This window comes from Sphaerisporangium dianthi (genome assembly GCF_042654065.1).
Classification (GTDB): Bacteria; Actinomycetota; Actinomycetes; order Streptosporangiales; family Streptosporangiaceae; genus Sphaerisporangium; species Sphaerisporangium dianthi.
Genome location: NZ_JBHSFP010000002.1, coordinates 516,180 through 538,401 on the forward strand (window position 1 = coordinate 516,180; position 22,222 = coordinate 538,401).

Sequence of the window (22,222 nt, forward strand, 5' to 3'; positions counted from 1 at the left end):
GCATCGGAATCCTGTCGTACATCGGGTTTCCGGGCCTCAATGACTGGTCCATCCCGATGAATCTCGCCGTCTACACCCTCCCGGCCGGCGTGCAGGCCCGGGTGCCCGGCTTTGAGACCTGGTTCCGCCTGCTCGACGAGGAGTTCGGCACGTCCGCGGCGTATCCGCTCTCGGCCCAGACCGACCTTGTCGTCGCCTACTCCCGGCTCGGCCCGCACGAGGACGTCGTCGGAGCATTCCAGACCGTGACCGGCTGCAGCAGGACCGCCCTGCTCAGGGGGAAGGAACCGTCGGCGGACATCGGCTGCGACGCCTCCTTCCTCGATGCGCTGGCCGCCGCCGGACCCTCTCCTTACGACACCGGCGAGTCGAAGTCGTGTTTTCAGAACTTCGCCTCGGGCTACAAGGGGCCCCGCGACGCCGCCGCGATGCGCGCTGTGCTGTACCAGTGTCAGGACGTGGGGTTCCTCAACACCGGCGTCGGGCTCGGCTACAACACCTACGCCAATCCGTTCGTCTGCAAGCCCGCCGTCAAGCAGTCGGTGCTGCAGAAGTACACGGGCAGGGAGTTCATCGTGCCGAACGCGAACTTCGACGCGCTCCCGAGCCACATCGACATCGAACTGGACCTTGGGGAGCCCTCGGAACGAGGTTTCCTGGAGGCCGGTTACTGCTCGACGGGTTGCTGGTTCCCCAGGTTCGCGAACGTGCTCGGGGCGCTGCCGAAGCGGGCCCGGCCCGGCGCGAGGAAGGCCCTGGCCGCGATCTGGAACGCCGAGGACAGGAACCACACCCTGCTCGCGGTCAGTGACTTCGAGACCGCCTACGGCGCCAAGTACCCCAAGGCCGTCGCCAAAGTGGTCGACCATCTCGATGATCTGCTCGTCCGCTACGATCCCCCGGCCGAGTCCTGGGTGCACCTGCGCGCGACCAACACATGGCGGGGGTGAGGACCTGGCCGGTGGCGGTGGTCCGCCGGTTCGAGGACTTCGAGCACCGGGAACGCCTCGCCCTTGAGCGATCCACTATCGAGTCAGGGGGAACGACGGTGCCGGGCAACGCGGCGAGCGGTCGCGGCGCTGACGTCGGCGCGTCAGAACCGGAACCGGACGATGCGGGTGGCCCGTCTCATGCCCGGCAGCAGGTTCAGCAGGCGGTAGACGCGGCGTATGTTCGCGGGCGCCTTGGCCATCAGCACCGGTGAGTCGGACAGCGGCGCCTCGTCGACGTATTCGAGCCGCGGGTGCCACTCGGCCAGCGCGGCCGGGTCGTTGAAGCCGCAGTGGAACTGGGTGCCGTATCTGCGCAGCGTAGGGTCCCATTTCGAGGTGCGCCACGCCCAGACCGCCACTGTGTCGAACTGTAGTTGGCCGGTGGGGAAGGCGTCGACGACGCCGGTCAGCAGCCGCCGGGCGTCGGTCTCGGTCAGGTAGGGCACCAGTCCCTCGGCGATCATCAGCACCGGGCGGCCGCGGGGGACGCGTTCCAGCCAGGTCAGGTCGGTGACGCTGGAGTCGATCAGGGTGTAGTGCTCGCGCGGCGGCAGGAAACGTCGCCGCAGTTCGATGACGGACGGGTAGTCGAGGTCGTACCAGTCGACGGTGGCGGGCGGGTCGATCCGGTACACCCGGGTGTCGAGGCCGCAGCCCAGGTGCAGCACCACCGCGTCGGGGTGGCCGGCGAGGAAGCTTCGGGCCCAGTCATCGTGGGCCTTGGCGCGCACCACCGCGACGAGGCCCATCTGGCTGGTGCCGAACCTGCGCTTGTCGTAGTCGGGGTCGAGGCGGCGCATCGCCCGCTCGGCGTACTCGTCGCCGAGGATCGGGTGCGGCAGTCGGTTGTCCAGCGCCTTGGCCCTGAGCACGGGGCTGAGGGTCTTCTGCACGCCGACGAGTTCGGTGTCCTTCATGGCAGTGACGTTAGCCGTACTTCACGAATTTTGTGAAGTCCATGAATGGTCTAAACTGTTGAGGCCACGCCAAGGAAGGGAGCTTCGTGACGCGAGCGGACGAGGGCGCCATCGCTGTCTTCCGGGAACGGTTCGCGCAGATCATGGTCGAATCCGGCATGCCCCGGATGGCCGCGCGCGTGTACGCCGCGCTGCTGGTCACCGACTCCGGCAAGCTGTCGGCCGCCGAGCTCGCCGAGCGACTGGAGGTCGGCGCGTCGGCGATCTCGGGGGCGGTCAAGTACCTCGTGCAGGTCCGGCTGGTCGAACGCGGCCGCGAGCCCGGCACGCGGCACGACTTCTGCCGGATCCACGAGCACACCTGGAGTCACTTCGTCGGCCAGTCCGACCCGACGTTGGTCCGGGTGCAGGTCGGCGTCGGCGAGGGCGTCGCGCTGTTGGGGCTCGACTCCCCTGCCGGACGGCGGCTGGACGAGACTCGCCGGTTCTTCGAGTTCCTCCGGGAGGAGATCAAGCTGTCGATGGAGAAGTGGCGGCGACTCCAGGCGGCCGAACGCGAGGCCGGCCAGGCGGCCGAACGCGAGGCCGGCGGCATCTCGCCGAGTTAGCCGCCGGCCTCCAGCAGCCGGTGCGCACCTCGGCGGCCCGGGAACGGGTGCGGGTCACGCAGGCTCGCTCACCGAGCCGGAGGATCTCGTACGGGCCGCCGCACCGAGCGCGAGCAGCAGCAACCCTGCCGAGGCCCATGCCGCCCAGTCTCCGAGGGTGGTGTAGAGGGTGGACGAGCCCTCCCGGGGCAGGGTGGCCGTGACCGTGGTCATGCCCGTCAGGTCGCTGTAGCGCTCGGTCAGGATCCGGCCGCGGTCGTCGCTGACCGTCAGCCATCCCTCGCGTGCGGCACGGGCCACCGCCAGGCCGTTCTCCACGCCGCGCACCACCGCCATGCGGCTGTGCAGCCACGCGTCCTCGTCGAAGTCCCAGGCCGGCGCGAGCAGGGCGGCGGCGCCGGCCTTGCCGTACTCCCTGACCAGACCGGGGAAGTCCAGGTCCTTGCAGATGATGAGGCCGAGCCGGCCGCCGTCGAGGAAGGCCAAGCCGGTGCCGGGCCGGAATCCGCGCTCCACTCCGGGGATCATGTGGTGCTTGTCGTAGCGCACGCCGGAGGGGAGGCTCACCGCGCTGTTGGTCTCCATGGCGATCCCCGCGACCACCTCCGCGCCCGGGCGGGCGAACGGCAGGTCGGCGGTCTTGAAGACCTTCTCGGGCAGCACCACGATCTCCGCGCCGTGGGCCACCGCGGTGTCCACGGCCTCGCCGTACCGGCGGACGAGATCCGCGGAGTTGTCCGTCGCGACCAGTGCGACCTTCCGCCCTCCGGAGTCGGCGGGCGCCGCGAGCCGTACGAGACCATGGCCGAGCGTGAGCGCGACCAGCACACCCGAGACCGCCGCCGCGCGTGGCCGCAGGACCGCGACGGAGGCGGGCACGAACAGCAGGAGAAAGGTGATGCCCCATACCCCGGTGACCGAGGCGGTCTGCAGCACGGGCAGGAAGTCGGCCTGCGTGTACGCCAGGCTCCACCAGGCCCCGTGCGGTCCAGCGACGTTCATGACGTACTCGGCGGTGACCCAGACGGCCGGTACGCTGACCGCCGCCAGGAGCGGTCTGCCGCGCACGAGCAGGGTGCGGAAGAGCAGCACGCCCAAGCCGTAGCAGAGCGCGGGGCCGGCGATGAGGGCGGCGGCCGGCGCGGGTGGCATTTCCAGGGGTCCGGTGAAGTACGGCCACATCTGCGCCTGGCCGGCGAGCCAGACGAGCGTCCCGCCGACGAAAGCCGTGCCCCTGCCCGCCTGGCGAGCCAGGAGCAGGACAGGTAGCGGCGCGAGCCAGGTGAGCCACCAGACGGGGTGGAGGCCGGTGCCGAAGTGCGTCAGGACGGCGGAGGCGAGGATGAGGAGGATGCGTTCCATGCCGATGATCGTGCTTTTCACCACCTCGCGGGCGCGTCACTCGCGAGGGTGATCTCCGTTGTCACTCCCGCCGGCGACCACCAGCCCGGACTCGTAGGCGAGCACCACGGCCTGGACCCGGTCCCGCAGGTCCAGTTTGGTGAGCATGCGGCTGACGTGCGTCTTGACCGTGTGCTCGGTGACCACGAGCGCGGCGGCGATCTCCGCGTTCGACAGGCCGTGCGCGACCAGCCTCAGCGTCTCGCGCTCGCGTCCGGTCAGCGCGTCCAGCCTGGCCGTCAGCCGGGGGGCGACGCCGTGGGCGGGTCTGCGCACCAGGTCCTCGAGCAGCCTCCTGGTCGCCGCCGGGGCCAGCAGGGCCTCACCTGCGGCGACGGTACGCACGGCGTGAGCCAGTTCGTCGCGCCGGATGTCCTTCAGCAGGAAGCCGCTCGCTCCCGCCCGGACCGCGTCGTAGACGTACTCGTCGAGGTCGAACATGGTCAGCACGAGCACCTTGGCGGCGGTGGTGGCGCAGATCTCCCTGGTCGCCTCGATGCCGTTCTTCCCCGGCATGCGCACGTCCATCAGGACCACGTCCGGCTGAAGCCGCCTGGCCGCGGCGATCGCCTCATCGCCGTCGGCGGCCTCACCGACCACCTCCATGTCCGGCTGCGCCCCGAGGATCAGCCCGAACCCCGCGCGGAAGAGGTCTTGGTCATCGGCGATGAGCACCCGCAACATGCGGGCTATTCAAGCGGAAATTCAGCTGTCACCATGAATCCCCCGCTTCGCCTCGCCTCGGCCCTGAGCGTCCCTCCGCATGCCGCCGCCCGTTCTCGCATCCCGGCCAGCCCGTACCCGCCGCCCTCACCCGGACCTCGCCCATCGTCGGCGATCTCCACCGTCAGGCGCTCCCCCCAGGTCAGAGCGAGGCGGACGGCACGCGTACCGGCGTGCTTGCGCACGTTGGTGAGCGCCTCCTGAACGATGCGGTAGACGGCGGCCTCGACGCTCTCGGCGACCGGGCGCGGGGTACCGGCGGTCGTGCTCACCACGTCGAGACCGCTGCGATCGAGCAGCGCGGGGAGGTTGGCAAGGCGTGGCTGACACAGTGACCGGCCCGGGCGCTCGCCGGCATGGCCGCACACCGGTCCGCCGGCTTCGCCCGGGGTCCGCAGCGCGGTGAGCACCCCCCGGAGCTCGGCCAGCGCACCCCTTCCTGTGTCGGCGATCGCATCGAAGACCACCTCGGCCTTGTCCGGGTCGCTGCGCACCACCACCGGCCCGGCCTCGGCCTGGACCACCATCAGCCCGACGGAATGGGTGATGATGTCATGCATGTCGCGCGCGATCCGGGTGCGTTCCTCGGCCGCCGCCGCGATGTGCTCCTGCTCCTGCCGTCGTGCCCGCTCGGTCAACTCGGCGGCTCGCGAGCGGCTCGCCCTGACACTGGTGCCCAGCGCGTAGGCGGCCACGAAGGCGGTCCCCACCAGCCGGAAGGTCTCGCCGTTCTCGCCCGGCAGCACCAGCGAGGTGCCCACGGCCGCCACGATCGCCGGAATCGCCGCCAGCCGCTTCCACGTGGGACTCAGGTCGGCGATCGTGTAGACGGCCAGCAGCGGCCCGAAGGGCAGCAACGGCTTCTCCCACGTCACCAGCACCGACATCGCCGCCCCGACCACCACCGCCACCACCATCGGCGCCCGCCTGCGCCACCCCACCGGCGCCGACGCCAGCAGCCCCAGTCCGATGATCCACCAGGGATTGGGATCGGGCAGGAGAAGCGGCGTCACCGTGGCCAGGACGACGCCCACCGCAAGCGCGCCATCGACCGCTCTGTCGGTCCGGCCCGCTGCGAACATCCGCCCATTATCCAGAGTCGCCCGTCCGCTGGACCTCACTCCCAAGAGTGATCATTCCGGCCATGCGGCCCGCCCCTTATGGACCATCCGGCCACGCGCCGAATCCGCGCTTTCCGGGTCCGGGTGGTGCGCGGTGACGATCAGGTGCTGCCACGGGGCGGCCGCTCGCTTCTGCCGCATAGGATCGCCATTCCGGTAGCCATCCCGGAACGACGGACAAGCGATGGTCGCCGCCTGACCTGCGCCTTCTTTGCCACCGATCGCTCCGGCCGGAACAGACCGCAAGAACCAGCAACGTCGACAGTCCGCTGAGCACATAACTGCCGGTCAGTGACATCAGCCACGTTCCGGCGTGGGCCGGATACATCAGAAGTGTCGCCAGGGTGATGTATCCAGGCAGGAGAAAGATGAGCCACAACAGTCCCACGCCCACCTTCTCAAGCGTAGCGTCTACGCGCTGAGCGCGCTGTGCCCAGAGCACCAAGAGCGGTATGCACCAGACCCAGTGGTGCGGCCAGGAAACGGGTGAGACGAGCAGCCCCACGATGGCGCAGGCGGTGATTCCGGCGAGCTCGCCCGCCTTCTTCGCGGTCCATGCGGCGACCAGAAGCCCACCCGCACCGACTATCGCGCACAGGGCGAGCCAGAGAGGCACGGTGGGCCAAGAGCCAGGCATGATCATGAGCATGCCGCGTAGCGATTGATTGAAAAAATCGGCGCCCTGCCCGGCGACCACCCGGTGCGTGTCGAGAAATGCGCCGCCCCAGTAATCATGTGAATCGGCCGGCAGTAGCACAAATCCGACGATCGCTGTGCCGAGAAAACCGAGGCCGGCCGTCAGGGCGGCCCGGAAGCGACGCGTGATGAGAAGATAGAGGATGAATATCAGAGGGGTGAGCTTGATGCCGGCCGCAATGCCCGTTCCTATGCCACGCCACTTCTCCTTGCCGTGCGTCAGGTCTACGACTATCACCAGCAGCAGAATAATACCTATTTGCCCGTTCCATAGCGTGAGCATCACCGGGTACAGGGGAAGCGTCGCGATGACGACCAGCAACGTGTGAGTCGCCCGGCGACCACGGTGCTTCGTCGTGGTACGGCCGATGAGAATCCATATCACCACCTCAAGGGCGAGAATGGAGACCAGCACCCAGAGGCCGGCGGCGATCTCCATCCCAACCAGGGCGAGAGGCGTGAACAGTATCGCCGCGAACGGTGAATAGGTGAACTTCAGCCATCTTTCACCTACGGTCAAGTCGTAGACAGAGGTGTGCCGAAGTACCGCCGCCCCGCCTTCCCGGTAAACCTCCAGATCAATCCAGCCCTTCGCGTAGATCGCGTTGAAGGCGAAGGCCGTCAGCGCGCAAGTCAACGCGATCAGCACGCCGCATGCTATTTGGAAAGAGCCGCCACCTCTTCTGCCCAAACGAATTCGCGGACCGGCTGACACTGAAGAAGGCATGGCGACTCCCCGGCTTGGCTGCGGTACACGCTAGCCACGCCGGCTTGTCCAGAGCTTGTCGTGCCTTCCTGCGACTAAGGAGAAACGACCCAAAGACGACATGATCCCGATGATCCGCGCGGATTCGGCAGGGGGCGCATCTCGTGCATTGTGATCACATCACCCGGCTCGAGGTGCTTTCTCATCAAGCCGCACCCCGCCGCGTTCTGCCAACTCCGCCACCTGGCGCATCACGCCGACCGCAGCCTGTGTCAGGCCCCGGGGTCGACGTTCGGGTCGAAGTCGAAGTCGATGATGTCCTCGTGAACCGCGAACGGCTGCCGGTCGCCGAACAATCGCCGACGGCGCTCCGCCTCCCCGCGGCGGGTCTTCTCGCGGGCTCGCTCGACCACCTCGGGACTGAAGGTCCGCCGGCTCCAGCGCTGCCCGTCGGGGTCGTCCGTGCCGGGGTTCGCCTGGTCGCTTGCGTCGGTCATGTCGTCCTCCTTCCCCAGAGTAGCCAGAGGCTGGTATGCCCGTCGACTACGCCTTTACCGTGCACTGTGGGCTCGGCCTCGTATCGGCCGCATTGATGTATGGGCGCTGATGCGCAGGCATGGGGTCAGGGGCACGCGCAGGGCCTTGTCGGATGATGGCTCGTGCCGTGCGACCGATGATCAACCGCTGGTACCCGGACTTCGGCGATTACGGGATGCGGGGCCGAGTGACCGCCGCTGAATATTCGGTGGCGTCCCGGAGGCCTCATGGCCGACGATGCGATGATGACTACCTCGGATGCGAGTGAACCCGTTTTGACGCGGTGGACGACGGCAACGGTGTTCCGCGATATGTGGGTCGATCCGGACGACGATCCGCGGGAAACCGGCGTCGAGGCCGTCGACGAACGCGGCGTACTGCTCGACTATCTGCGCCACTACCGCCTGACGATGGAAATGAAATGCGCGGGCCTGGATGCCGAGCAGCTTGCCCGACGATCCGTACCGCCGTCCACGATGTCCCTGCTCGGCCTGGTGCGGCACCTGACCGAGGGGGAGAGACATCTTCGCCGGGTCATGGCCGGCGAGGACGCGCCGAAGCTGTACTGCACCGACGAGGACCGTGACGGAGACTGGAACGGCGCGACCGCCGACCCGGCGGTCGCGGAGGACGCCTGGCGGCAGTGGCGGGCCGAGGTAGAGCTCACCGACCGGTTCGTGGCCGGAGTCGCCGACCTCGGCACCCGGAACGCCGGCGTCTCCGACCTCGGTCCCGACGGGGCGGACTTGCAGCTTCGCGACATGCTGGTGGCGCAGATCGTCGAGTACGCGCGGCACTGCGGCCACGCCGACCTCCTGCGCGAGCGCATCGACGGCCGCGTCGGCCAGTGAGCGCCGCGAGACGGCATGATCACCGAACGTCCTGACCACGCAAGATCCTGGAGGAAACCGACTGGGCCGGCCTCGAAATCAGGAGCGGGTCGGCGCACCCCGGTACGCCGACCATGCTCAAATGTTCTCCGGCGTCGCCGCCTGCCTCGACGATCAGGATCCCGTCGTCAGGAAAGCGGCCTTCGCTACGGCGGTTCTCATCGCGCAGGCTCCGAAGCCGGCGTCTCATCGCGAGGCACCGGGCACACCGTCCACTGACACATCGGACTCAGCACGTTCGTCCCCTAGACAGCCCGAACGCGGATCCGACGCTCAAGCCGGTTCGGAAGACGGTGACGGTGAAGATCATTGCTCCGGTGCATCCGGTTCCCCGGGCGCCGATGGCGGGGCTGCCCTTCACGCCAGTCGAGTCCGACGGGTCACCGTCACGCCGTAGGTCAACCGGTCGGACCGGCTGGCCTTGGCCATCTCTCGTGTCTTGAGGTCTACTCCGTCGACGATGAGCCGGCCCCGCTCCCACCGCCTGAGGATCTCATCGTTGACGCGCCCGGTTCCTGACTCGTGTGAAGCCCGTGGGAAGCGCACGCTCTCCTTGTTGCTGCCAATCCCTTGACTCGGTGGCCTCAACCGGGACACTCCTCTGGGCCGGGCCGACGAATGAGCCCGGCCCTTCGGATCGCCGTCAACCGGTTCGGTGATCAGCCACAGCGCGATCGTGACCTGTATGGGTGTGGTGGCTGACCCATGGCTCTAGTCGTGCTTGGGCCAGATCGGGCCCTGGTCGGTCCAGATGACGCCCTTGTTGCGGCACAGGCAGAAGGGGTGGCCGATCGGGTCGGTGTAGACCCGCCAGCCGTAGCCCTCGGGGCCGATGAAGTCCTGTTTCAGTGTCGCGCCGAGATCGAGGACGCGGCGCTGCTCGGACTCGATCTCGTCCACTTCGAAGTCGAGGTGGAACTGCTTGGGGTGCTCGCTGTCGGGCCACTGCGGAGCGCGGTAGTCGTCCACCCGGATGAAGGCCAGCTCGATCTCGCCGAACTTGATGCCGGCCCAGTCCTCGTCGCTGCCTTCCTTGATCGGGCGGCCCGTCACCTCGGAGTAGAAGGCCGCCAGCTTCATCGTGTCCGGGCAGTCGATGATGAAATCAGTGAGTCGCAGCATCCCGCGATCTTGTCACAAGATCCAGAAAGCCTCGGGGCTGTGCCTGAGCGCCTCGACCCCCGCCGGCCGCACTCAGCCGACCTGGAGCACTGCCAACCCGGAGAGCGATCATGCCGCTGATTGTCCCGCGACACCGCCGAACCCTCACACTCTTCGGCCGATAGTGATTCCTGGGATGGCCGGCCCTCAGGGCACCGGCTCGGCGCCAGGCCCGCGCGAGGACGGCGATCGTGCCGACGTCGGTGGAATCGACGCTCGTCGGGGGACACGGTGACGGATCACCCGGTTCTCACCGTGAGGTGCCGTGATTGATCATCTGCACTTTTAGGATCTTGCTCGTGCGCCCGCGTCCTCGCGGTGGGCATGCTCGGTCCTCTGGGTGGCGATGAACGCGGCCTGGTTCACCGGATCGTGTTGCCAGGGGGGTGCACACGAAGCGGCAGAGTGTCGCGGACCCCAGAAGTGCCACGTATGGCGGTGAAAGCTAGTGTGGACGTACATAAGTGGTGACTTGCCCCATTGTCGCGCTTATGCCGGGAGGTGAGGTGGTGGCCCGGAAAGTTAGGTCCGAGGGCCACCCCGAGCAGTCGCAGGCGGAGCAGCTCGGCGTTGTGGGGACCTCGGACGAAGGGCAGTGGAGCGCGCAGACGCTGATGCTGGCTCTCCAGCAGGCGACGACGGGTCTGGGCGGCTTGGGCGCACTCGTGCACAGGTGCGACTCCGCCACCGGTTGCCTGCGCCTGGCGGCGGCCAGCGGGCTTCTCCCGGAGACCACCGAGGCGTGGGCGGTTCTTCGCACCGTGCAGGACGTGGCGCCCACAGGCGCCGTGCGGCACGGTGGCTACGTCTGGGTGAGCGGGGACAGCTTGGGGATTGGGGCAGCCGGCACGGCGGCATTGCCCCTCCCGGGTGCCGATGGGCCGGTCGGAGTGTTGTCCGTGCTCACGGCAGGGTCCGCCGAGCCGGATGACGAGCAGCGGTCCTTTCTCGGTGCGGTAGCGGCATGGGCCGCGGCGCGCCTGGAAGACTTGCCCGGCACGTTGCCGGGCCTTACTTCGGCGGCCGGGTCCGAGCGGACGGTCCGGATGGGCGAGCTGACCGTGGCGCTCGCCGAGGCCGTCACCACCCGGGACGTCGTGCAGGCCGTCGCGGACCATGTCCTGCCTCCGTTCCGTGCCGACGGGCTCGTGGTCTGGCTGATCGAAGGCGGCCGACTGGATGTGGTCGGCGCCACCGGGTATCCCCAGGAATTCCTCAATCTTGTCGACCGGCTCCCGGTCACCGAAACCGCCCCGGTGACCGATGTGCTGGGGACCGGTACTCCCCGGTTCATCGGATCGCTCGCGGAGTATGGCCGGCGCTATCCAACGATGAGGCACGTGGCGGAGGCGTCACCGAGGAACGCCTGGGCTTTCCTGCCCATGATCGCCTCCGGGCGGTCCGTCGGCTCGTGTGTGGTGTCGTTCACCCAGGAGCGTGTCTTCAGCGACGAGGAGCGCACCCTGCTGACGGCGTTGAGCGGTCTGGTCGGCCAGGCGCTGGAACGGGCCCGGTTGTACGACGTGGAACACGCGCGTGCACAGGAACTGCAGCGCGGCTTGCTTCCCCGGGAGCTTCCCTGTCTCCCCGTCGCCTGCGCCGCCGCGCGATACCTGCCCGCGGGCCGGGGCGAGGAGGTGGGCGGCGACTGGTACGACCTGATCCCGCTGTCCGGCGACCGGGTCGCCATGGTGATCGGCGACGTCATGGGACACGGCATCACCGAAGCGGCCACCATGGGTCGCCTGCGCACCGCTGTACGCACCCTCGCCGACCTCGACCTGCCGCCCGACGAACTGATCGGCCACCTCAACGACCTGGTCAGCGACCTCGGTGACGACTTCTACGCCACCTGCCTGTACGCCGTCTTCGATCCCACCACCCGGACCTGTACGTTCTGCCTGGCCGGCCACCCCCCACCGGTCATCGTCCACCCCGACGGCACCGTGCTGTGCCCCCACCTGGCCGCCGACCCGCCGCTGGGCGCCGCGGAACCGCCCTTCGAGATCCACGAAGTGCATCTGCCTGAGCAGAGCCTGCTGGTGCTCTGCACCGACGGCCTGGTCGAATCCGCCACCCGCGACGTCGACAAGGGACTGGCCCAGCTCCGCCGGACCCTGGCCCAGGCCGTGCCTCGCATTCCCCACCTCTGGTCAGGAGGCCAGGGAGACGACGTCGGGCGCCTGGAGGATCTCTGCGACGTGGTCGTCTCGGCGCTGCTGCCCGCCCGTGAACAGACCGACGATGACGCCGCCCTGTTCATCGCCCACATCCGCGGTACCGCCGCCGACGATGTCGCCACCTGCAGCCTCCCCGACAATCCCAGAGCAGCCGGACAGGCCCGCAAATATGCCCGTAGACAATTGGCCATCTGGGGACTGGACGATCTGACGATCACCACCGAACTTCTGGTCAGCGAGCTCGTCAGCAACGTGGTCCGGCACGCCAGGGGCCCCATACGCCTGCGCCTGCTGCGCAGCCGCTCACTGATCTGCGAGGTCTACGACGGCAGCCTCAGCACCCCGCGCATCCGCCACGCCTCCTACACCGACGAAGGCGGCCGGGGCCTGCAGTTGGTAGCCGCCCTCTCCCGGCGCTGGGGCGCCCGCTACCTCCATGACGGCAAATGCATCTGGACCGAGCAATCCCTCCCTTGCTGACGACAACGCGAAAAGGCCTCTCGGACGAGATGGACTCTCTTGATGACTGGGGGCCGAGGCCGAACGAAGCCAAGTAAGATCAAGGAACGCGCGAAGCAGCTTCTGACCTGGCGTCCTATCACTTCTTGCCTTGCAGGCGGCGCGAACGGTGTAGCACCCGGGAGGGAGTTCTACGCGTAGATGTCTGCTCCGTGGCGATTCCCCGTGAGTCCTCCTCGTTCCCTCTGCTAACGGGCACGCGAGGGGCACGGTTTGACCCGCCGGTTATGGCCGTGAAGCCAACCCGCCAAAAGTCCACGTAGACGCGTTAGTCGGAAGTGGCAGAGAATTCAGCGGATGAACTCATGCCCCTTCTGTCTCATCGGCGCTGGTGACGTGGACGGCGCGCTCGTCGCCTACCGCACCACCAACGTGTTCGTTCTGCCCGTCCCTTGGCAGCGAGCCAAAAACCTTGGTCACTGTCTCGTGCTTCCGACTTCGCATGTGACGAGTCTTCATAGCGCCCCGCGCGCTCTTCTAGCGGAGCTGTTCGATGTGGTTGCTCAAGTGACCGCCGCCGTTCGGGAGGCGTTCGGAGCACCGGGGAGCATGGTCCTGCAGAATGACAACATCCCAGGCCAGACGCTGTCTCATCTGCACGTCCATGCGATTCCCCGTTCTCCCGATGACGGATTTATCCTCGCGGACCCTGCCAAGCTTGAGATCCCCTTCGAAGTACGAGCGCAGCAGGCTGCACAACTCCGCAAGGCGCTCACCAGGTGATAATCCGCGATTGGCTCGCCGAGGAAATCATGCGCAAGGACGAGGATCAAACGGATCTGGGCACGTAACGAGCACGGAAGAACGAGAAGGCGATATAAATGATCAAGGCCCGGGTCCGGATTCATCCTCCGACCCGCCCGAAGGGGAAGCGGGACAGGGCCAGGGGGGCAAGGTGGAGCGCCCCACCGGACGAACGACCCTGAACCCCTGGCCCTGATCCGCTCGGCTGCTTGTCCGGGGTCGATGGCGGGCGGGATGATCAGGATTCCACCTCGGCTACCTACGAGCAGGCGGCGATGCGCTGTCCCCATCCCGGAGCCGGAGCACCCCGCCGGAGGCTTGTTTCTATGCCTCGCCCTTGGCGGCGGTGCCGTAGAGATGCTGTTTGACCGTGGTGTCGTTCTCCAGGATGTGGTCGATGGTTTCCCAGTAGTCGGAAATCCAGGGGTGTGTCAGGGCTTCATCGCGGGTCAGTTTCCGTCCGTAGAAGGGCGTATCCGGTGCGACCTCGGCGCCGGCTACCAGGGAGCAGGCGGGGGCGAGCCGGCCTTCCACTGGGCCGACGCGGCATCCGAAGGTGACGCGATTGGGGCTGGGACGGCTGACAGGTTCATCGGGGTGCCAAGCGTCGTCGATGATCACATCGATCCATGCTTCATGGATACCGTCGTGGTGGTAGCACGACGCGTAGTAGATCGCGTAGGCGCCGTCGTCGTTGTTGATGAAGCCAGTGATGCGTTCAAACGGCGTCTGGCAGCAGTCGCAGGTGCCCGTTTGGATGTCGCGGTCCGGGTCGATTCGCAGTCTCACGGTCGAATTATGGGCGGCGTGCCGGTGGTCGGCGAGTTGTTTGGGTACGGCGGGTTGGCGGTGCGACTACGGCCCGGGGCGCCGCCGACGTGGACCGGTGCCCACGCCGCACGCCTGGCCATCGGGCGGCTTAGAAAGAATCAAGGCCCGGGTCGGGAACGTATCCCTGACTTGGGCCTCGGTACGTGGAGCGGGCGATGGGAATCGAACCGCGCTGTCAGCTTGGGGAGTACATCGATCACGCCTCGTCGGGCGGCAGGCCATGGTGTCGGGCCGGTCGTGAGTGACCGTGGTTGACCCCTCGTCACCCTGGCTAATGGCCCGCGGATGGCCCGGTGATCAGCTCATGAGCTGCCCACGTTCACGCCGACGAATCTCGAAGCCTCGGATGGGGCCGCCACTCAAGGCCGATCACGAGGCGTGTCACTGACGCAAGCGAAGTCGCTTGCGTAGACTCGTCGCTATGAGCGCCGAGCATGCGCATGAGGAGCTTCACCACCTGGTGGACCGGCTGTCGCTGGATCAGGCGCGTCGTCTCCTGCGTTTGGTGAAGACAGATCCAGACTTGGCTGAGGTGGCGGAGGAACCTTCTGAGCCGGCTCGTCGCAGGAGGTTGTCGATCGCGGGGATCGGTGCCTCCGGTGAGGGAGATCTGTCGGAACGGGTCGAAGATCTGCTGGCGGAGCGGTTCAATCAGTCAACGTGACCGCAACGCTCCTGGACACAGGCCCCTTGATCGCTGTTGTCGATCGAGATGACAGGCACCACGCCTCATGCGTGCGTCTCCTTGAAGAGTTGGAGGGACCGCTCCTCCTGCCTTCGACCATCTTGATCGAGGCCGGGTGGACCGTTAACAGGCACATGGGATCTCGTGTGCATGCGCGGTTCCTTGATCTGGCGGCTGAGGAGTTCGAATTGGTCGATCTCGTGCCGACCGACGTGCGACGAATGGCAGAACTTGTTCGTACCTACCAAGATGCTCGGCTCGACCCAGCTGACGTGTCTGTAGTTGCCATCGCCGAGCGCCTGAACGTTGCTCAGATCGCGACACTGGATCGACGCGATTTCACGTTGATCCGACCTCGACACGTGTCAGCGTTCACGTTGTTGCCGGGGGTGCTCCGCTGACCTTGTGGAGCAAGAGGGTGGAGCGGGTGACGGGAATCGAACCCGCGCTGTCAGCTTGGGAATCATCTACTGACCTTGCTGCCCTGAGCTGGGAAAACGGGGGTGCAGGTCAGAGCGGCGCGAGTCCCCGTGAGTCCCCCTGTGTGACCGTGGTTCCCCGTCTGTTCTGGCACGCATCTGGCACGCGATCAAGCTTCGGATCATGCGCGGACGCGCACGCTTCCCCCGCCGGATCTTCCCGTGTGCCTCGTCCCACCCCGCAGGGGCAACAGCTCGGGGACGGAGGGGCAAGGCCGGCTTCGCGTGTGCATCGGCCGGTAGACGTTCTTCGACCATGGGACGCCAACGATCACAGACGGCCTTGATCCGGAGGAGTCGAGATGTTGGGCTTGCCTGGGACGTGGCAGACGGGAAGATCCGGCTTCCACCTCAACCACCTACGGTCTTCGTGGTGCAAGGTCGATCATCCCGGAGCCGGAGTGCCCCGCCGGAGGCATAGCGGTTCTCTCGATGTGTGGTCTCAGGAGATGCTTGACCTCAGCCGGGGTGGGTGCCTTTGCCTCGGACGTAGAGGCGGGTGACGGGACTGGTGTCACGGCGGGGTCTGATCGCGAGTTCTTCCTCACCGTGTAAGACCCGGTAGCAGGTGTCCTCAACGATGATGGTGACGAGCTTGCCGGCGTGCCGGGGGCCGAGCTTGATGAACTGCTTGTTCACCATGAACCGGCCGCTGGCGTGCACTCGCCGCTGGACCCGGATGGATCCGGCGGGGAGTGGCAGTGGTGGCAGCGGAGTCGAGGCCGTGCGGGCGCCGGGCAAGCGGGCGGCCCGCTCGGCGGTGATGGGGCAGGGCCAGGTTCCCACCAGGGCGCCCTCGGCGATGGCGTGCATCAGATGGCCATCCAGCCGGATGGTGACGCTCTGCCCGGCCAGGGCGAAGGCGATCTGGCGTTTGATCCCGGCGATGGTGACGTGTCCGTCGCGCTGGACCTTCCGATCGACTTCTAAAGCTTCGCCCGCGGCCAGTTGGGTGTTGCCGTTGATACGGCAACGCCGCCGCACCGGGCGCCGGCCCGGCGGGGCGAGCTCCGTAGCGCATCACCAGGTAGGCCAGGTCCTCGGGCAACAAGCGGGAGACGATCGTGCGGACCAGGTGCCCGTCGAGCAGGATGTGCAGGCTGCGCAGATCAGCCCACACTGTCAACGTCCGCCCGGCCAGTCCCCGGGGGACCGAGAACCGCTGCCGTCCCGGCGCCAAGGTGACCTCTGCGCTGGGCGGGACGCGGACCTTGAACGTCACCGCCGACTCCTGCGGCCGGTCCATCGGCGGTTCGATCACCTCGATTCGCAGCGATTCCGCCACCTCGTCGAGGGTCTCATCGTCGGTCGCGGTCGCTCGCTCGTCCTGGTTGGCGGGGGTGTGCGGGCGGAACACGCCGGCCGGGGTGGCCATGTTCAGCGCCTGGTGGGGCCGTTGGTGGTTGTAGGCGTGCACCCACGCCTGGATGGCGTCCTGAGCGGCGGTCAGCGACTCGAACGGTGCCACATGGTCCAGCAGTTCGCGGCGGAGGGTCTTGTGGAACCGCTCGATCTTTCCGGTCGTGGTGGGCGAACGGGGCTTGGTCAGGCGCTGATTGATACCGTTCAGGCGGCAGATGCGCTCGAACAGCACCTCCACCGGCTGCGGCCGCGTGTGCCGGCCGGTGAACTGTTTACCATTGTCGGTGAGCACCTCGAACGGCACCCCGTAACGGCGCATCGCCGCAGTGAACGCCGAGCACCCCGCCCGCCCCGACGGCACAGCGACCACGGCGGCGATCACCACGAACCGTGAATGATCGTCGATCCCGGTCACCATCTTGCACTCGCGGCCATCAGCCAGCGGGACCCCGCCGACCAGGTCGAGCTGCCACAGCTGCATGGGGGCCTCACGCTGCCATCTGCGGTACTTGCGCTTGTGCTCTTGCTGCTGAGACCGCACCAACCCGTTACGGACCAGCATCCGATGCACCGTCGCCTTACCGGGAACCGGATCCACACCCCGCAGCTCCAGCTCATAAACGATGCGACGAGCGCCCCATCGAGGATGCCGGCGCCGCAACTCGCACACCAACGCCTCGACCTCGGCGGGCACCCGGTTCGGGCTGGTCCTGGGGCGCCGCGACCGGTCGGCCAGCCCTGGCATGCCCTCGTCCTCGAATCGCTTACGCCAGGTGTGCAGCGACTGCCGCGAGGTTCCGTACCGGGCCGCGACCTCCCCGATCGGGGAACCTCCCAGCACCTCACGCACCGCTCGATACCGGTACTCCACCAGCGCCTGCTGATCCACGATCGCCACCCGAGACATACCGCCACCACAGTCACCCTGGGTAAACAGCATGCCGCGATCGGTCAAGCCTGTCTTGAGAACGAACGGTAAGCATGTCCCGAGCCCTCACATCGACAGGTTCTCAAGAGGACTACGATCATAGCGGAAACATGGCTCCATCAGGGCAGGAGCATCTTTCCTCGACTTGCACCATCTAAGATCATCCCGAGCATATCTCGTATCGGCCATATATCGACCTCAGCATGCCTGGCCCGCTCTTACGGTTGGCGTAAGCGGCGATCGCCCCGGCCAGCACAGGCTTTTGTTAACCAATCGAACCTACGAACCTAAGAAGCTGCATCAAAAACCAGTATGGACAAGAAGCATCAAACCCCTCACATGGGACCTTAAACAGACATTTTATCTCTAAGTGACTCATGAGGCTGAAGCCAGCCCTCGCTCAATGCTTGATCGCCAGCTAAAGCACCTTATCTTGACATTTCTACTCAAAACGGGGCTAAGAAGCACATCTTCCTGACCTAAAAGCGCGTTCGGTGTACAGTTCTATAGGTGACTTCTCGATCATCCGAGACTGCATCCAATGATGAACCTCAAGGTGCACCTCAAGGCCAAGCGCCCGGCGACTCTACAGTTAAAGTCGCAGTGATCACTGCTGTAGCCAGCATTGCAGTCGCTCTCATAGGCCTCATAGGAGCCTTAGGAACTGGCTATTTACAATATGTAGGACCGGGAACCTCGCCCACGCCCGCCACAACTGTCACCGAAACAATAACCATAGATACACCTGCTCTACCAGCGCCTTCTCCTGGGAGCAGCAGTGCGACAAACGGCAACATTACAGGAGGAGGAAAACTGCTTTCTCAAGTTCGGCGCGTTGGACAATGGGAAAAATTTGAATGGGCCCAACAAAGTGTCAATGGAAAAGCTTGGCTAGATTCCTTAAGCGCACAACAGCATCAATGGTGTCAGGGGGCGATAAAACAAACTTATGCCCTTGACGGAAAATACAGTAAATTTGAAGCGCTCGTCGCTATAGGAGATGATGGTTCAGAAATGGAGACGCAGGTAGAGTTTAGCATTGACGTTGATAAAGCTGTTAGGAATTTCAATGTTCGCTTCGGTCAAGAGCCGATGCACATCGCGGTTCCCCTTACTGGAAATAAAGGAAAAGCGCTACGGCTTACCCTTGGCGTCGAAAGTAAGGACTGTAAAAGCGTTAGAGCAGTTTGGATAAGTCCCAAGATCTATCCCTGAATTGCAATCCGTGTAACCGCGGCGCCCATCTTCTCTTCCCTCTCTCTGCCTGTCGGGACCTTTCTGCTCTCGTTTCCCTTGCCTTCCGGTGACGTGACAGGCGGGGAAAGCCAGGTTACGCTCTGACTTGGTCAAACAACCTGTCGGGTGATGGACGGTCGTGATGTCACTAGAGTCCGTGCCTCCGAAGTACGCCCAGCTTGTTTCAACGGCGCATCGAGTCGGGGGACTACCCTCCGGGCTCACTCCTGCCCAGCGAGAACCAGCTCATCAACGAGTTCGGCGTCTCCCGGCCCACCGTCGTCGCCGCACTGCGCGTGCTGCGCGAACAGGGCTGGATCGACTCCCAGCAGGGCAAGGGGCGCTTCGTGCGCGGTCGTTCGGCGATGACCTCGATGGAACAGCCCCGCCCCGGACAGGCGTACCTGACCGGTCCCGAAAATGAACCGCGCCGGGATTGATGGAGACTCTGATGTGCCCCGAGTTCCGTGGAGTCGGCTTGGTTGGTTGTCATGCCAGCTGGGTGTTTGAGTGGAGCATCTCGTACTCGATCGGGGTCCGCATCCCCAGGGCGCTGTGGCGTCGTTGCCGGTTGTGGAAGATCTCCAGGTACTCGAAGATGGCATTCGCCAGTTCGACGCGGGTTCTCCACCTTTGGCGGTTGAGTAGCTCGGTTTGCATCCGGCCCCAGAACGACTCGATGACGGCGTTGTCGTAGCAGTCGCCGATCGAGCCCATGGACGGCACCAGTCCGGAGGTCTTGGCTCGTTCGGTGAAGGCCCAAGAGCTGTACCGCACGCCGTGGTCGGAATGGATCACCGTGTTGGCCTGCGGGCTGCGGTTGTGAATGGCCATGCCTAGAGCGTTGGTGACCAGGGCCGCGGTCTGGGCGGAGTCGATGGACCAGCCGACCACGCGGCGGGAGTAGACATCGAGCACGACGCAGCAGTAGACCTTGCCTTCCCTCGTCGGGTGCTCGGTGATGTCGGTGACCCACGGCTGGTTCGGACTGGATCGGGTGAACAGCCGGTCGACCATGTCGGTGGCGGTGGGCACCTGCGGGGTGGGACGACGGCGGCGATGGCCGGATAGCCCCTTGATGCCGGCACGGTGCATCAGCACGGCGACCGCGCCGTGCCCGACTGCGATGCCGCGGCCGAGGGTCGGTTCGGCGTGCACCCGACGACCGCCGTAGACGCCTCGGGAGGCGGCGTGAATCTCGTGGATCACCTCGGTCAGCCATGCATGGCGCACAGCGCGAGCCGATAGTGGGCGGCTGCGCCAGGCATGGTAGCCCGACTCTGAGACACCCATCACCCGGCAGCTGACCTGGACAGGGAAGCCTTCGACGGCCATCATCGCGATGGCCTCGAACCGCCTTTTGGGGACACCGCCTCTCGCAGAAGCTCACTGGCCCGCCGGATCACCGCCAGCTTGGTCTCCAAGTCGGCGATCCGTCGCCGAGCGGCGACCAACTCGACCTGGTCGGTGGACGTGATGCCCGGCTCCAGGCCTGCATCGATACGGTCTTGTCTGCGCCAGTTGTAGATCGCCTGGTCGCTGATCTGCAAGTCGGCGGCTACCTGCTGCACCAGTTCGTCCGGCCTTGAGCAGGTCCAGGACCTTACGACGGAACTCGGGGGGATAGCTCCTCGGCATGCTGACCTCTTCTGGGAGTCCAGGCATGCAAGTCAACCAAAGTGACTCCACGAAAGCCGGGGAACATCACTCCACGAAACCCGGCGCGGTTCAGTAGTGACATCGACCTCAAAGCAGGAACGGTGCGCGTCCGGGCGGCCTACGTCGAGCGCTCGACCGGGCCGCTGGTGCTCGGGCCTCCCAAGTCCAAAGCCGGCCGACGCATCGTCGGCGTCCCGCAAGCGATCATTCCGGCGCTTCGCGAACACCTCGCGGTCTTCGTCAAGGCGGAACCTGATGCGCTGGTCTTCTCGGGGATCAAGGGCGGTCCGATTAGACGTAGCGGCTTCAACCGGCTCGCGTCGTGGCGGGAAGCCGTTCGGGTCATCGGTGCGGAGGGCCTCCACGTTCATGATCTCCGGCACACCGGCAACATGATCGCGGCAGAGTCCGGCGCGGGCCTCAAGGATCTGATGGCGCGGATGGGCCACGACAACGTGAGGGCCGCGATGATCTACCAGCACGCCGTACGCGGGGCCGACAAGTCGATCACCGACGCGATCGACAAGCACATCACGGGAGAAGGTGAGGAGGACGACGACGGGCCGGCGGGTGTGCTCGTGCCCGTGGGCTAATTGCACGTTAATTGCACGGAAGATCGATTAGGCCCAGAAACAATCAAGGCCCGGGTCGGGAATCGTTCCCTGACCTGGGCCTTAGGCGTGGAGCGGGTGACGGGAATCGAACCCGCGCTGTCAGCTTGGGAAGCTGATGTTCTGCCATTGAACTACACCCGCGTCGATCAGTGGCTGACGACGCACCTACTCTAGCGGAACTTGGGGCGTGCCACCTCCCTTGGTGCGGGGCGAGTTCGGTGGGGAGCGGTGTCGACGGGCCGTGGTGGTGGGGGTCGGGTTGGTAGGTTGCTGAGGTGCTGCTATCGGATCGTGACATCAGGGGCGAGATCGAGTCGGGCAGGGTCAAGATCGACCCGCTCGACAAGGAGATGATCCAGCCGTCGAGCATCGACGTGCGCCTGGATCGGTACTTCAGGGTGTTCGAGAACCATCGTTATCCCCACATCGATCCCGCGGTCGAGCAGCCGGAGCTGACGCGGCTGGTGGAGCCCGATGGCGATGAGCCGTTCATCCTGCATCCCGGGGAGTTCGTCCTGGCGTCGAGCTATGAGGTGATCGGCCTGCCGGACGACATCGCCAGCAGGCTGGAGGGGAAGTCGAGTCTCGGGCGGCTCGGGCTGTTGACGCATTCGACGGCGGGTTTCATCGACCCCGGGTTCGAGGGGCACGTCACTCTGGAGCTGTCGAACGTCGCCACGTTGCCGATCAAGTTGTGGCCGGGGATGAAGATCGGTCAGCTGTGCCTGTTCCGGCTCAGCTCGCCGGCGGAGCATCCTTACGGCAGCGAGAAGTACGGGTCGCGTTATCAGGGGCAGCGGGGGCCGACGCCGAGCCGGTCGTTCCTGAACTTCCATCGCACCCGGGTGTGAGCGGGTTCGTCCAGCCTTGGGGTGAGCGGTCCGTCCTGCCTCGGTGTGAGTGGAGTCGTCCGGTCTCGGGGGCGGCCGGGTTCGTCCGGCCTCGGGTGTGAGTGGGTTCGTCCCGGTCTCGGGTGTGAGTGGTTTCGTCCGGTCTCGGGTGTGAGCGGGTTCAGGCGGCCTCGGGTGTGAGCGGTTCCCTGCCTCGGGGGGGCGGGTTCGTTCGGTCGTGGGTGTGAGGCCTTCGGTAGAGGGGTGAGCGTCGTCTTGTGGAGGGCTCTGGGCGGAGGGGTCTCGTGGGGTGGCTGGCCTTCAGGTGGGCGTTGGGCGGTTGGGGTTGCTGGGGCTCGGGGGTTTGAGGGGTGTGGTGGTCCGAGGGAAAGATCTTGAGGGG

General features: G+C 66.1%; 18 protein-coding genes, 1 tRNA gene and 3 pseudogenes. 11 read left to right on the forward strand and 11 right to left on the reverse strand.

What is annotated here, in order from left to right; genetic code table 11:
• Positions 1-683: 683 nt before the first annotated feature.
• Positions 684-935 (forward strand): annotated as a pseudogene (locus ACFO60_RS05335) (transposase); the annotation flags it as partial.
• A 158-nt stretch (positions 936-1,093) separates the two neighbouring features.
• On the opposite strand, the gene ACFO60_RS05340 reads toward ACFO60_RS05335, so the two are convergent.
• The gene (locus ACFO60_RS05340) at positions 1,094-1,909 is read right to left on the reverse strand and encodes a class I SAM-dependent methyltransferase (protein WP_380837690.1); all 816 of its coding nucleotides are present in this window, start codon (positions 1,907-1,909) and stop codon (positions 1,094-1,096) included.
• Between the two features lie 86 nt (positions 1,910-1,995).
• Between ACFO60_RS05340 and ACFO60_RS05345 the strand changes: the two genes are divergently transcribed.
• Positions 1,996-2,517 carry a GbsR/MarR family transcriptional regulator gene (locus ACFO60_RS05345; RefSeq protein WP_380837692.1) on the forward strand — a complete coding sequence of 174 codons (522 nt, stop codon included), beginning with the start codon at positions 1,996-1,998 and terminating at the stop codon, positions 2,515-2,517.
• Positions 2,518-2,571: 54 nt separating this feature from the next.
• Here ACFO60_RS05345 and ACFO60_RS05350 read toward each other — a convergent pair whose 3' ends face one another.
• From ACFO60_RS05350 to ACFO60_RS05370, 5 genes are all read right to left on the reverse strand, one after another.
• Positions 2,572-3,879, reverse strand: coding sequence for a nitrilase-related carbon-nitrogen hydrolase (locus ACFO60_RS05350; protein ID WP_380837695.1), 1,308 nt, complete (start codon positions 3,877-3,879; stop codon positions 2,572-2,574).
• Between the two features lie 36 nt (positions 3,880-3,915).
• Positions 3,916-4,602 carry a response regulator gene (locus tag ACFO60_RS05355; RefSeq protein WP_380837698.1) on the reverse strand — a complete coding sequence of 229 codons (687 nt, stop codon included), beginning with the start codon at positions 4,600-4,602 and terminating at the stop codon, positions 3,916-3,918.
• A gap of 5 nt (positions 4,603-4,607) precedes the next feature.
• The gene (locus ACFO60_RS05360) at positions 4,608-5,723 is read right to left on the reverse strand and encodes a sensor histidine kinase (protein ID WP_380837701.1); all 1,116 of its coding nucleotides are present in this window, start codon (positions 5,721-5,723) and stop codon (positions 4,608-4,610) included.
• Between the two features lie 76 nt (positions 5,724-5,799).
• Entirely contained in the window at positions 5,800-7,107 is a 1,308-nt protein-coding gene (locus ACFO60_RS05365; RefSeq protein ID WP_380837703.1) for a glycosyltransferase 87 family protein, read from the reverse strand.
• Positions 7,108-7,436: 329 nt separating this feature from the next.
• Positions 7,437-7,661 carry a hypothetical protein gene (locus ACFO60_RS05370; protein WP_380837706.1) on the reverse strand — a complete coding sequence of 75 codons (225 nt, stop codon included), beginning with the start codon at positions 7,659-7,661 and terminating at the stop codon, positions 7,437-7,439.
• Positions 7,662-7,928: 267 nt separating this feature from the next.
• Here ACFO60_RS05370 and ACFO60_RS05375 point away from each other — a divergent pair, with 267 nt between their 5' ends.
• On the forward strand, positions 7,929-8,552 hold the full coding sequence (locus ACFO60_RS05375; RefSeq protein WP_380837709.1) for a DinB family protein: 624 nt from the start codon (positions 7,929-7,931) through the stop codon (positions 8,550-8,552).
• 750 nt (positions 8,553-9,302) lie between these two features.
• Here ACFO60_RS05375 and ACFO60_RS05380 read toward each other — a convergent pair.
• The gene (locus ACFO60_RS05380) at positions 9,303-9,713 is read right to left on the reverse strand and encodes a VOC family protein (RefSeq protein WP_380837712.1); all 411 of its coding nucleotides are present in this window, start codon (positions 9,711-9,713) and stop codon (positions 9,303-9,305) included.
• A gap of 548 nt (positions 9,714-10,261) precedes the next feature.
• Between ACFO60_RS05380 and ACFO60_RS05385 the strand changes: the two genes are divergently transcribed.
• Positions 10,262-12,412 carry a SpoIIE family protein phosphatase gene (locus ACFO60_RS05385; RefSeq protein ID WP_380837714.1) on the forward strand — a complete coding sequence of 717 codons (2,151 nt, stop codon included), beginning with the start codon at positions 10,262-10,264 and terminating at the stop codon, positions 12,410-12,412.
• A 327-nt stretch (positions 12,413-12,739) separates the two neighbouring features.
• Entirely contained in the window at positions 12,740-13,174 is a 435-nt protein-coding gene (locus ACFO60_RS05390; protein WP_380838087.1) for an HIT family protein, read from the forward strand.
• 345 nt (positions 13,175-13,519) lie between these two features.
• Here ACFO60_RS05390 and ACFO60_RS05395 read toward each other — a convergent pair whose 3' ends face one another.
• Complete coding sequence (locus ACFO60_RS05395) at positions 13,520-13,984, reverse strand: hypothetical protein (RefSeq protein ID WP_380837717.1); 465 nt, start codon at positions 13,982-13,984, stop codon at positions 13,520-13,522.
• A gap of 463 nt (positions 13,985-14,447) precedes the next feature.
• Between ACFO60_RS05395 and ACFO60_RS05400 the strand changes: the two genes are divergently transcribed.
• Both ACFO60_RS05400 and ACFO60_RS05405 read left to right on the forward strand, forming a co-directional pair.
• Positions 14,448-14,690, forward strand: coding sequence for a hypothetical protein (locus tag ACFO60_RS05400; RefSeq protein WP_380837720.1), 243 nt, complete (start codon positions 14,448-14,450; stop codon positions 14,688-14,690).
• Positions 14,687-15,112: a type II toxin-antitoxin system VapC family toxin gene (locus ACFO60_RS05405; RefSeq protein WP_380837723.1), complete on the forward strand. Its 426-nt coding sequence runs from the start codon at positions 14,687-14,689 to the stop codon at positions 15,110-15,112. The genes ACFO60_RS05400 and ACFO60_RS05405 overlap by 4 nt, the downstream gene beginning before the upstream one ends.
• Positions 15,113-16,063: 951 nt before the next feature.
• On the opposite strand, the pseudogene ACFO60_RS05410 reads toward ACFO60_RS05405, so the two are convergent.
• Positions 16,064-17,459, reverse strand: a pseudogene (locus tag ACFO60_RS05410) (IS481 family transposase); the annotation flags it as partial.
• Between the two features lie 531 nt (positions 17,460-17,990).
• Here ACFO60_RS05410 and ACFO60_RS05415 point away from each other — a divergent pair.
• Positions 17,991-18,695: an NPCBM/NEW2 domain-containing protein gene (locus ACFO60_RS05415; RefSeq protein WP_380837726.1), complete on the forward strand. Its 705-nt coding sequence runs from the start codon at positions 17,991-17,993 to the stop codon at positions 18,693-18,695.
• Between the two features lie 200 nt (positions 18,696-18,895).
• The gene (locus ACFO60_RS05420; RefSeq protein ID WP_380837729.1) at positions 18,896-19,156 is read left to right on the forward strand and encodes a GntR family transcriptional regulator; all 261 of its coding nucleotides are present in this window, start codon (positions 18,896-18,898) and stop codon (positions 19,154-19,156) included.
• A gap of 49 nt (positions 19,157-19,205) precedes the next feature.
• Here the strand turns inward: ACFO60_RS05420 and ACFO60_RS05425 are convergent.
• Positions 19,206-20,354: pseudogene (locus tag ACFO60_RS05425) on the reverse strand (IS3 family transposase).
• Between the two features lie 41 nt (positions 20,355-20,395).
• On the opposite strand from ACFO60_RS05425, the gene ACFO60_RS05430 reads away from it, so the two are divergent.
• Positions 20,396-20,968 (forward strand): tyrosine-type recombinase/integrase, encoded by a 573-nt coding sequence (locus ACFO60_RS05430; RefSeq protein ID WP_380837732.1) that lies wholly within the window; start codon positions 20,396-20,398, stop codon positions 20,966-20,968.
• A gap of 88 nt (positions 20,969-21,056) precedes the next feature.
• Here the strand turns inward: ACFO60_RS05430 and ACFO60_RS05435 are convergent.
• Positions 21,057-21,130: transfer RNA gene (locus tag ACFO60_RS05435), tRNA-Gly, on the reverse strand.
• Between the two features lie 134 nt (positions 21,131-21,264).
• Here ACFO60_RS05435 and dcd point away from each other — a divergent pair.
• Positions 21,265-21,840 carry a dCTP deaminase gene (gene dcd / locus ACFO60_RS05440; RefSeq protein ID WP_380837734.1) on the forward strand — a complete coding sequence of 192 codons (576 nt, stop codon included), beginning with the start codon at positions 21,265-21,267 and terminating at the stop codon, positions 21,838-21,840.
• The last annotated feature ends 382 nt before the right edge of the window (positions 21,841-22,222 follow it).